The organism is Streptomyces sp. NPDC094034 (assembly GCF_040303865.1).
Lineage (GTDB): Bacteria > Actinomycetota > Actinomycetes > Streptomycetales > Streptomycetaceae > Streptomyces.
The window spans coordinates 1-9,568 of sequence record NZ_JBEOUD010000090.1 but is presented as its reverse complement, the minus strand read 5'-3'; the positions used below and the strand labels follow the sequence as shown (position 1 = coordinate 9,568).

Sequence of the window (9,568 nt, the reverse complement as noted above, 5' to 3'; positions counted from 1 at the left end):
GTTGACTTTTGGCACGCTGTTGAGTTCTCAAGGAACGGACGCTTCCTTTGTACTCACCCTCTCGGGCTTTCCTCCGGGCTTTTCCCTTCGGTCTTACGTTTCCGACTCTATCAGACTCTTTCGGCATGTTCCGCCTCAAGAATTCCGATGGCCTTTGGATTGGCCTTTTGCCTTTCGGCTGTTCACTACTTTAACCGGATCCCTGCCCCGCTCATAATCGAGCGATTGAGTCCGGATTTTGGCATGCCGAAATCCGTACCCGTCAGGGTGTCGTCGAAAGTAGTGGGTGGCCGCCTCGGGGACTGCTGAACAGCAGGACCCGTTGAAAGCGGCTCGGGCTACGTTAGGCGGATGAACAGCACGAGTCAAGTTCGACGTTTACGTGGTGCGTGAGCGCGATAGGGGCTCACCGAGGGGTCGCCGTCGATCCAGAAGCGCCAGGGGTGGATCGCGCCGTCGCCGCCCACTCCGGTGCGTGGGCCACTGCGGACCTGGTCAGTCGGGACAGGGGTACCGGTGAGTATCGACAGGGGGGCGTCGGGGCCGGCGCAGACGTCCGCTCCGTTCAGGGCTCGGTCGACATCGAGGGCGGTGGCCAGGCGGGCCGGACCTTTGGCCAGTTCCCTGTCGTGACGGGCCGAGAATCGACGTTTGCGGGCCAGTTCGGCGCCCACGCCGATCTCACCGGCCCGTAGCAGGACCCCGCTCGCCGTGCCCACGGGGCCGCACACCAGGTTGAGGCAGTGCCACATCCCGTAGGTGAAGTAGACATACGCGTGACCGGGCGGGCCGAACATCACCTCGTTGCGGGCGGTGCGGCCGCGGAAAGCGTGCGAGCCCGGGTCGACCGCACCGGCGTACGCCTCTACTTCAGTCAGCCGGAGTTCGATGGGACCGTCGTCCGTGTCCCGCATCAGCGTTCGGCCCAGGAGGTCCGGTGCGACCTCAAGGACCGGCCGGTCGAAGAAGTCGCGGGGCAGCGGCCTGCGGTCGGGGCTCTCCGTCATGGCGTATGAGCCTACCGGGGAACCGAATACCGTCGAGGCGCGTATGTAGTGGTCAGGACTAGAAGGAGTGAACATGGGGTTCAAGAAGCTGCTCGCGAGTCTGGGCGCCGGTGGCGCCTCCGTCGAGACGGAGCTGACCGAGCTGAACGTCGTCCCCGGCGGGGTCGTCCAGGGTGAGGTACGGCTCCAGGGCGGGTCCGTGAATCAGCGGATCGAGGGGCTCAACGTCGGGCTCCAGGCGCGCGTCGAGGTCGAGGGTGGCGACCAGGAGACCAAGCAGAACATCGAGTTCACCAAGCAGAACATCGGCGGCGCCTTCGAGGTGCAGGCCGGGGCCGTTCATGTGGTGCCGTTCGGTCTGGAGATCCCCTGGGAGACCCCGATCACGACGATCGACGGTCAGTCCCTGCGCGGGATGAACATCGGTGTGACTACGGAGCTGGAGATCGCGCGAGCGCTGGATTCCGGCGATCTGGACCCGATCAATGTCCACCCGCTGCCGGCGCAGCAGGCGATCCTGGACGCCTTCATCCGGCTGGGCTTCCGTTTCAAGTCCGCGGACATGGAGCGCGGCCACATCCGCGGGACGCGTCAGCGGCTGCCGTTCTACCAGGAGATCGAGTTCTTCGCGCCGCAGCAGTACCGCGGCCTGAACCAGGTCGAGCTGTCCTTCGTCGCGGACGACCGCGAGATGGACGTGATCCTGGAGATGGACAAGAAGCCGGGTCTGTTCACCGAGGGCAGCGACTCGTTCCGGGCGTTCCAGGTGGGGCTCAACGACTTCCAGGGCACCGACTGGTCCGCGTATCTCAACCAGTGGCTCTCCGAGGTCGGTGGCCGTCGTAACTGGTTCTGAGCGCGGGTTCTAGGCTCGGCCCCGCGAGGCGGCCGCACCGCCGCGAGCGGTCGGCGGCCACGCGGCCAGGCGGCCACGCGGCCAGGCAGGACAGCCTGTTCGGAGGTTCAGACGTCACGGAGCTTCCCGTGGGCGCGGGCACCGGGGTGTTCGACGCGTCGCCCGCGGTCGTGGGCTTCAATTCGCGGTTCCATACGCTGGCTCGTGCGCAGCTCATAGGCGAGTACGCGGCCCCGGCCGCCCTTTGACCGTTTACCTTTTGTTTGCCCTGCCCTGGTCTTGGAGAGATCAGAGCAGGGCATTTTTTATTGTGTTGTCCCTCTCGGCGTGCCCGGCCAGAGTTGATCCAGGCCCGACGCCTCCCGATGGGGCTCGGGCCGGCACACGGGAGGTGGGCGGGATGCGGGACACGCTGGTACTGAATGCGAGCTTCGAGCCGCTGTCGACGGTGACACTCAACCGTGCGGTGGTGCTGGTGCTCCAGGACAAGGCCGTTGTCGAGCACGCTCATCCCGATCTCCGTGTGCGTGCGGCCGCGGTGGAGTTGCCGGTGCCCCGGGTGATCAGGCTCTGCCGTTATGTGCGGGTGCCGTTCCGAAGACAGGCTCCGTGGTCGAGGCGGGGGGTGCTGGTCAGGGACCAGCATCGGTGCGCGTACTGCGGCAGGCGCGCGACGACGGTGGACCATGTGGTGCCGCGCTCCCGGGGTGGTTCGGACAGCTGGCTGAATACGGTCGCTTCCTGCGCCGAGGACAACCACCGCAAGGCCGACCGTACGCCGGAGCAGGCGGGGATGCCGCTGCTGTACCAGCCGTTCGTGCCGTCCCCGGCGGATGCCATGCTGCTGTCGCTGAGGGCCGGTGAGCGTTCGGAGCTGCCGCACTGGCTGGTCTCGGTGCCGTCCGCCGCGTAACGCGTGAGAGCGTGAGAGCGCGTGTCGGAGGAAGCCCGCTGCCCCACGGGGAGCGGGCTTCCGGCTGTCCGCGGCCTCGTGGAGGCCCCGGGCGGTCCGTGCGCGCCTGTCAGCCGTATCGGCGGACGAGCAGCTGGACGATGGCGACCACGCCGACCGCCACGACCAGCCAGCGCAGCGCCGCGGGGGGCAGTTTGCGGCCGACCTTGGCCCCGAGCTGGCCGCCGATCGCCGAGCCGACGGCGATGAGGACGACCGCTGTCCAGTCGAATTCCGCGACGAAGAGGAAGAAGAGCGCGGCGACGGTGTTGACGACGGCGGCGAGGATGTTCTTGACCGCGTTCAGCCGCTGCATGGTGTCGTCGAGCAGCATGCCCATCAGGGAGAGGTAGATGATGCCCTGGGCCGCGGTGAAGTAGCCGCCGTAGACGCTGGCGAGCAGTATTCCGGTGAACAGGAGCGGGCCGCCGCTGGGGCGGGCGCTGGTGCCCTTCCGGGCACGGCGGGCCTGGACGGCCCTGGCCAGCCGGGGCTGGAGGATGATCAGGACGAGAGCGAGGGTGACCAGGACGGGCACGATCGTCTCGAAGGCCGTCGACGGCAGTGCCAGCAGCAGAGCGGCCCCGCCCAGCCCGCCGACGAGCGCGGCGGCGCTCAGGCGCAGTACGCGGCGGCGCTGGCCGGTGAGTTCGGCGCGGTAACCGATGGCTCCGCTGATGGCACCGGGTATCAGGCCAAGGGCGTTGGAGACGGTGGCGGTGACCGGCGGGAGGCCGGTGGCGAGCAGGACGGGGAAAGTGATCAGCGTGCCGGAACCGACAATGGTGTTGATGGTTCCGGCACTGATGCCCGCGACGAATACGGCGAGCATCTCCCAGGTGGTCACGGTGCGGGGCCCTCCGGTGATCGGTGCTGGATGCACCGATCATGCAGGAGGGGTCGGGCGCTCAGTCCAGCGGGGGGTCCTGCCTGCGCTCCTTGCCGGTGTCGAAGCCCGGCATGCCACCGCCCAGGTTGCCGAAGGCGCCGCTGAGTCCCTTGAGTGCGTCGCCGATCTCGCTGGGCACGATCCAGAGCTTGTTGGCGTCTCCCTCGGCGATCTTGGGGAGCATCTGGAGGTACTGGTACGAGAGCAGCTTCTGGTCGGGGTCGCCCGCGTGGATCGACTCGAAGACCGTACGGATCGCCTGGGCCTCACCCTCGGCGCGCAGGGCGGCGGCCTTGGCCTCACCTTCGGCGCGCAGGATCGCGGACTGCTTCTCGCCCTCGGCGGTGAGGATCTGCGACTGGCGGATGCCCTCCGCGGTGAGGATCGCGGCGCGCTTGTCACGGTCGGCGCGCATCTGCTTCTCCATCGAGTCCTGGATGGAGGTCGGTGGCTCGATCGCCTTCAGCTCGACGCGGTTGACGCGGATGCCCCACTTGCCGGTGGCCTCGTCGAGGACGCCGCGCAGCGCCGCGTTGATCTCCTCGCGGGAGGTGAGGGTCCGCTCCAGGTCCATGCCACCGATGATGTTGCGCAGGGTGGTGACGGTGAGCTGCTCGATCGCCTGGATATAGCTGGCGACTTCGTAGGTCGCGGCGCGGGCGTCGGTCACCTGGTAGTAGATGACGGTGTCGATGTTGACGACCAGGTTGTCCTGGGTGATCACCGGTTGGGGCGGGAAGGGGACGACCTGTTCACGGAGGTCGATCCGGTTACGGATCGAGTCGATGAACGGGACGACAATGTTCAGGCCCGCGTTGAGAGTTCGTGTGTAGCGGCCGAACCGCTCCACGATGGCGGCGCTCGCCTGTGGGATGACCTGGATCGTCTTGATCAGTGCGATGAATACAAGCACCACCAGGATGACCAGGACGATGATGATCGATGGCATCGCGTTCCTCGGGCCCTTCGCTGCCGGATGTTCTGATGATCGATTTTCTCAGACCGCGGGCGTATGTGCTTACCATTCGGCCGGGTTGGCTCACATCACCACGGCTGTGGCACCGTCGATCTCGACGACATCGACCTGTTCACCGGGTTCGAAGGCGGCTCGCTCGTCGTAGGTGCGGGCCGACCACACCTCACCGGCCAGCTTGATTCGGCCACCTCTGCCGTCCACCCGTTCCAGTACGACGGCTTGACGGCCCTTCAGCGCGTCGATGCCGGTGGCCGAGCCCGGGCTCGCGCCGCGTTGGCGGGCCGCGTAGGGACGTACGACGGCGACGAGGGCGATGGACACTACGACAAATACGAGGACTTGGGCCACGATTCCGCCGCCGAGCGCCGCGGTGACGGCTCCGGCGACCGCTCCGGCCGAGAACATGCCGAATTCGGGCATCGCCGTTATGACGAGCGGAATGCCCAGTCCGACAGCGCCGATCAGCCACCACACCCATGCGTCGATTTCCACATGGTCATGGTAGGGGCGGGGGTCCCTGTCCCGACAGGGGTGATATCCGGTCAGCTGAGGGCCGTTGACCGGCCGGACGTCAGCCGAGGGGCAGGCCCTGCGCGGTCCAGCGGTCGCCGTGGCGCTCGATGACGAGCGGGAGACCGAAGCAGTGCGAGAGGTTGCGCGAGGTGAGTTCGGTCTCCACGGGGCCGGCGGCGAGCACCTTGCCCTGACGGATCATGAGGACATGGGTGAAGCCCGGCGCGATCTCCTCGACATGGTGGGTGACCATGATCATGGAAGGGGCGTACGGATCGCGGGCGAGGCGGCCGAGTCTGCGTACCAGGTCCTCGCGGCCGCCGAGGTCGAGACCGGCCGCGGGCTCGTCCAGGAGCAGCAGTTCGGGGTCGGTCATCATCGCGCGGGCGATCAGGGTGCGCTTGCGCTCGCCCTCGGAGAGCGTGCCGAACTTGCGGTCCAGGTACTCGGTCATGCCGAGGCGGTCGAGGAAGGCGCGGGCGCGCTGCTCGTCGACCTCGTCGTAGTCCTCGTGCCAGGTCGCGGTCATGCCGTACGCGGCGGTGAGAACGGTCTCCAGGACCGTCTGGCGCTTGGGCAGCTTCTCGGCCATGGCGATGCCCGCCACGCCGATACGGGGGCGGAGCTCGAAGACGTCGACCTTGCCGAGCCGCTCGCCGAGGATCCGTACCTTGCCCGAGGTCGGGAAGAGATAGCTGGAGGCGAGATTGAGCAAGGTGGTCTTGCCGGCGCCGTTGGGGCCGAGGATCACCCAGCGCTCCCCCTCCTTGACCGACCAGGAGACATCGTCCACCAGAGCGCGTCCGTCGCGGACCACGGATACGTCCACCAGCTCCAGTACATCGCTCATGAGCGCGTTGTCTCCCCATGCAATCGTCTTGAGGTTTCAGGTACGCCTGTAGGCGCGTCACCCAAGGAAAACCTACGCCACCCATCGGGGGGTCCGGCCGTGAGGTCCGTTCCCTACGCTGGTGCCATGCTTTCGCAACCACGCTCAGGACTGCTGGCCGCATGGGGAAATGCCCTTTTGGCCGGGTTTGTATCGCCGGATGACGCTGTGACCGCCGTGGTGGGCGCCGACGCCGTGCACCGGGTGGAAGGGCTGCCCGGTGAGGCCGGTCCTGTCGGGCTCACGCTGGCGCTGGGCCGGCTGCGGGCGCTCGGGGTGACCGGGTACCGGATCGCGCTGCCCGCGTCGGGCCATCCGCTGGGGCTCAGCGGCCCGCCGGAGTTCAATGCCCGCGCGCTGGAGGCCGAGGAGGCCGTGATCGCCGCCGGGGCGCCGTACGGACTGATCCCCGAGGTCTCCGCGGTGGGCCCGGACGGGGACCAGCATGTCGAGGTCGTGTGGCACTGTCTGCCGGTACGGGAGGCACCGCCGGCGGACGTGCCCTCGCTGGGCGAGGCGGAGCGCGAACTGGCGGAGGCGCTGCGGGAGGCGACGGACGTGCTCTCCCGGCTGGATGTGGCGGCCTCGGGGCCGGTGGCCGAGGCGGCGCTCGACGCGTACCGGGCACGGTCGGAGCGTGGGCGCGAGGTGCTGGCGCCCGGCTATCCGCCGCGCGCCGTACGGGTGCTCGAACTGGCGCAGCGGATCGCGCTGCTGGTCTCACTGGCGTACGAGCACGGCCACGGCGGCGCGGTGAGCGCGTCGGAGATGGCGGCGCGTGGTGAGGCCCTGCGGCCGGTGGAGCGGTGCGCGCGACGGGCGCTCGTGGCGTCCTACAACGCGTATGTCGAGGAGCGGGAGCGGGGCATGCCGCCCGTTTCCTGAGGTCCCGGGGTCGTGCGGAACCGGGGTCGTGCGGAACCGGGGGCGTGCGGAACCGGGAGCGTGCGGAACCGGCGCACCGGGGTCTTGAGGCGCACCCGGGTGGTGAGGGGGCGGCACAAGGCCGCCGAGGCGCCGGTACCCACCCGCCAGGGAGTCACCGGGCCTCGGCGGCACGTAACGCGCTGCGTCAGTGGTTGACCGAGGCGTTGCCCAGCGCCGGGTTGAGCAGGCCGATCACGTTCACGGTGTTGCCGGTGAGGTTCACCGGGATGTGCACCGGGACCTGGACCGCGTTGCCGGAGCCGACACCCGGGGAGTGCTGCGCCACGCCGTTGGCGTGGGCGCCACCCTCGGTGGCGGACGCGGCTCCGGCGGTGGCACCCGCCGCGAGACCCGCGGTGACGATGACCAGAGCGGCCTTCTTGGCAACCTTCATGGGATGTTCCTTAATCGTGTGATCAACAACAGCGGCGGTACGCCGCCGCACGCCATGAAGAACGCGCGAAGGACGATCAGGATGCGCCGTGTGGGTGACATACACCCGACGGTATGAATACTCAGACCGGAGTGCGATCATCCGATTCGTATCCCCGTGTGTGCTCTCAGCCCGTCACTCCATGTCGCACGGCCCACAGGGCCGCCTGCGTACGGTCCGAGAGGTCCAGCTTCATCAGGATGTTCGAGACATGTGTCTTGACGGTCTTCTCGGAGAGCACCAGCGCGCGGGCGATCTCCCGGTTGGAGCGACCGTCGGCGATCAGGCCCAGCACCTCGCGCTCGCGTTCGGTGAGGGATGTGCCCCTGCCCTGGCCGCTGCCCGGCTCGTCCTGGGCCAGCAGCGCTCCCGCGACCTCCGGCTGGAGCAGCACATGCCCGGCGTGCACCGAACGGATCGCACCGGCCAGCGCCTCGGGATCGATGTCCTTGTACACGTAACCGGAGGCACCGGCGCGCAGCGCGGGGACCACCGTGCGCTGTTCGGTGAAGCTGGTGACGATCAGAACCCTGGCCGGGTTGTCCAGCTCACGGAGCGTGCGCAGCGCCTCGATACCGTCGGTGCCCGGCATCTTGATGTCCATCAGCACGACATCGGGGCGCAGTTCCTCGGCGCGGGCGATCCCCTCGGCGCCGTCGGACGCCTCGCCCACGACCTCGATGTCGTCCTGGATCTCCAGGAACGTCCGTAGTCCGCGCCTGACGACCTGGTGATCGTCCACCAGCAGCACACGGACAGCCCGCCCGTCACCCACCGCCGCCCGTCCGGCGAAGCGCTCCGCGCCGCCCCTGTCCTTGTCAACCACCGGGCACCTCCATCTCGATCGTGGTGCCCTGGCCGGGCGCCGATATCACCCTGAGCCTGCCGCCCACACCGCTCGCCCGGTCGCGCATCGAGACCAGCCCCAGATGGCGGCCGGCCCGGCGCACCGCGCGGGGTTCGAAGCCCCTGCCGTTGTCGGTGATACCGAGGAGCGCGCCCTGGCCCCGGCGGGCGAGGGTGACGTCCACGCGGTCGCCGCCGGAGTGGCGCAGCGCGTTGTGCAGGGCCTCCTGCGCCACCCGGAGCAGCGCCTCCTCCTGGGCGGCAGGCAGCGCCCGTATCCCGCAGGTGTCGAAGGTCACCCGGGCGGAGTGGGCCCGGTCGAGGACCTGGATCTGGGTACGGAGCGTATTGACCAGGCCGTCCTCGTCGAGGGCGGCGGGGCGCAGCTCGACGACCGCGGCGCGCAGCTCGTCGGCGGCCTCGGCGGCGAGGGCGGCGACCTGCTGGAGTTCGCCCTTGGCCCGGTCCGGATCGCGGTCGACCAGGGCCGCCGCCGCCTGAGCCGTCAGCCGCAGCGAGAAGAGCTTCTGGCTGACGGCGTCGTGCAGCTCATGGGCGAGGCGCGAGCGCTCCTCGGCGATGGTCAGCTCGCGGCTGCGCTCGTAAAGACGGGCGTTGGTGAGGGCGATCGCGGCGTGCTGGGCGAGGATCGAGAGAAGTTCCTCGTCCTCCTCGGTGAACCCACAGCGGCCCTCCTCTTTGGGGCAGCGCTTGTTGGCGAGGAAGAGCGCGGCGATGGTCTCGTCGCCGTCCCTGACCGGAAGTCCGAGGAAGTCCGACATCTCGGGGTGGGCGGCGGGCCAGCCCTCGAAGCGCGGATCCCTGCGTACGTCGGCGAGCCGCTCGGCCTTCTCCTCGTGGAGCATCGCGGCGAGGATTCCGTGCTGGCGCGGCAACGGGCCGATCGCCTTCCACTGCTCATCGCTGACGCCGTCCACGACGAACTGGGCGAAGCCGCCGTGATCGTCCGGCACACCGAGCGCCGCGTACTCGGCGTCGAGCAGTTCACGGGCCGAGGCGACGATCGTCTTGAGGACGTCGTGCACCTCCAGATGCCTGCTCATCGCGAGGAGGGCGGTGCTCACGGCCGCGAGGCCGGAGCGTGGTCGATGGCTCATGGCTTCACCGTACCGGCGGGCGGGGCGGCCGGTATCGGTCGCGGGATCGGCTCCGACCAGGGCCGATGGCCTAGGTCCTGTCCGGTCGATCTTCGCGGATAAGCCCGCGGCGTCTGGTGCCGTGCATCGCAAGGCGGAGGATCGCCCATGTACTGGACGTAC

At 68.7% G+C, this 9,568-nt stretch carries 11 protein-coding genes and 1 pseudogene; 4 read left to right on the top strand and 8 right to left on the bottom strand.

Annotated features, from left to right (window positions below; genetic code table 11):
• Positions 1-365 precede the first annotated feature (365 nt).
• On the bottom strand, positions 366-1,007 hold the full coding sequence (locus ABTZ59_RS36575) for a DNA-3-methyladenine glycosylase (protein WP_351425554.1): 642 nt from the start codon (positions 1,005-1,007) through the stop codon (positions 366-368).
• A gap of 73 nt (positions 1,008-1,080) precedes the next feature.
• Here ABTZ59_RS36575 and ABTZ59_RS36570 point away from each other — a divergent pair, with 73 nt between their 5' ends.
• The 3 genes and pseudogenes from ABTZ59_RS36570 (at position 1,081) to ABTZ59_RS36560 (ending at position 2,776) form a co-directional block, all read left to right on the top strand.
• Entirely contained in the window at positions 1,081-1,863 is a 783-nt protein-coding gene (locus ABTZ59_RS36570; RefSeq protein ID WP_351425549.1) for a sporulation protein, read from the top strand.
• Positions 1,864-2,015: 152 nt separating this feature from the next.
• Positions 2,016-2,111 (top strand): annotated as a pseudogene (locus tag ABTZ59_RS36565) (YbhB/YbcL family Raf kinase inhibitor-like protein); the annotation flags it as partial.
• Positions 2,112-2,263: 152 nt separating this feature from the next.
• Positions 2,264-2,776 (top strand): HNH endonuclease, encoded by a 513-nt coding sequence (locus ABTZ59_RS36560; RefSeq protein ID WP_351425545.1) that lies wholly within the window; start codon positions 2,264-2,266, stop codon positions 2,774-2,776.
• Between the two features lie 109 nt (positions 2,777-2,885).
• On the opposite strand, the gene ABTZ59_RS36555 is transcribed toward ABTZ59_RS36560, so the two are convergent.
• The 4 genes from ABTZ59_RS36555 to ABTZ59_RS36540 form a co-directional block, all read right to left on the bottom strand.
• Entirely contained in the window at positions 2,886-3,662 is a 777-nt protein-coding gene (locus ABTZ59_RS36555; protein WP_351425542.1) for a sulfite exporter TauE/SafE family protein, read from the bottom strand.
• A 61-nt stretch (positions 3,663-3,723) separates the two neighbouring features.
• Positions 3,724-4,653, bottom strand: a complete 930-nt coding sequence (locus ABTZ59_RS36550; RefSeq protein ID WP_129769718.1) for an SPFH domain-containing protein — start codon at positions 4,651-4,653, stop codon at positions 3,724-3,726.
• 90 nt (positions 4,654-4,743) lie between these two features.
• On the bottom strand, positions 4,744-5,172 hold the full coding sequence (locus tag ABTZ59_RS36545; RefSeq protein ID WP_351425537.1) for an NfeD family protein: 429 nt from the start codon (positions 5,170-5,172) through the stop codon (positions 4,744-4,746).
• A 79-nt stretch (positions 5,173-5,251) separates the two neighbouring features.
• Positions 5,252-6,043, bottom strand: a complete 792-nt coding sequence (locus ABTZ59_RS36540) for an ABC transporter ATP-binding protein (RefSeq protein WP_351425533.1) — start codon at positions 6,041-6,043, stop codon at positions 5,252-5,254.
• A 126-nt stretch (positions 6,044-6,169) separates the two neighbouring features.
• Here ABTZ59_RS36540 and ABTZ59_RS36535 point away from each other — a divergent pair, with 126 nt between their 5' ends.
• A complete protein-coding gene (locus tag ABTZ59_RS36535) occupies positions 6,170-6,967 on the top strand; it encodes an Rv1486c family protein (protein ID WP_351425528.1) in 798 nt (265 codons plus the stop codon).
• A gap of 187 nt (positions 6,968-7,154) precedes the next feature.
• Here ABTZ59_RS36535 and ABTZ59_RS36530 read toward each other — a convergent pair whose 3' ends face one another.
• The 3 genes from ABTZ59_RS36530 to ABTZ59_RS36520 form a co-directional block, all read right to left on the bottom strand.
• Entirely contained in the window at positions 7,155-7,403 is a 249-nt protein-coding gene (locus ABTZ59_RS36530; protein WP_249950544.1) for a chaplin, read from the bottom strand.
• A gap of 166 nt (positions 7,404-7,569) precedes the next feature.
• Complete coding sequence (locus ABTZ59_RS36525; RefSeq protein ID WP_351425557.1) at positions 7,570-8,217, bottom strand: response regulator; 648 nt, start codon at positions 8,215-8,217, stop codon at positions 7,570-7,572.
• A 43-nt stretch (positions 8,218-8,260) separates the two neighbouring features.
• Entirely contained in the window at positions 8,261-9,406 is a 1,146-nt protein-coding gene (locus ABTZ59_RS36520; RefSeq protein WP_351425524.1) for a GAF domain-containing sensor histidine kinase, read from the bottom strand.
• Between the last annotated feature and the right edge of the window lie 162 nt (positions 9,407-9,568).

Bases quoted from the DNA above. Each gene is read 5' to 3' on its own strand.
- ABTZ59_RS36530 (WP_249950544.1), bottom strand. From the start codon at position 7,403: ATGAAGGTTGCCAAGAAGGCCGCTCTGGTCATCGTCACCGCGGGTCTC.
- ABTZ59_RS36570 (WP_351425549.1), top strand. From the start codon at position 1,081: ATGGGGTTCAAGAAGCTGCTCGCGAGTCTGGGCGCCGGTGGCGCCTCC.
- ABTZ59_RS36560 (WP_351425545.1), top strand. From the start codon at position 2,264: ATGCGGGACACGCTGGTACTGAATGCGAGCTTCGAGCCGCTGTCGACG.
- ABTZ59_RS36575 (WP_351425554.1), bottom strand. From the start codon at position 1,007: ATGACGGAGAGCCCCGACCGCAGGCCGCTGCCCCGCGACTTCTTCGAC.
- ABTZ59_RS36540 (WP_351425533.1), bottom strand. From the start codon at position 6,043: ATGAGCGATGTACTGGAGCTGGTGGACGTATCCGTGGTCCGCGACGGA.
- ABTZ59_RS36550 (WP_129769718.1), bottom strand. From the start codon at position 4,653: ATGCCATCGATCATCATCGTCCTGGTCATCCTGGTGGTGCTTGTATTC.
- ABTZ59_RS36520 (WP_351425524.1), bottom strand. From the start codon at position 9,406: ATGAGCCATCGACCACGCTCCGGCCTCGCGGCCGTGAGCACCGCCCTC.
- ABTZ59_RS36535 (WP_351425528.1), top strand. From the start codon at position 6,170: ATGCTTTCGCAACCACGCTCAGGACTGCTGGCCGCATGGGGAAATGCC.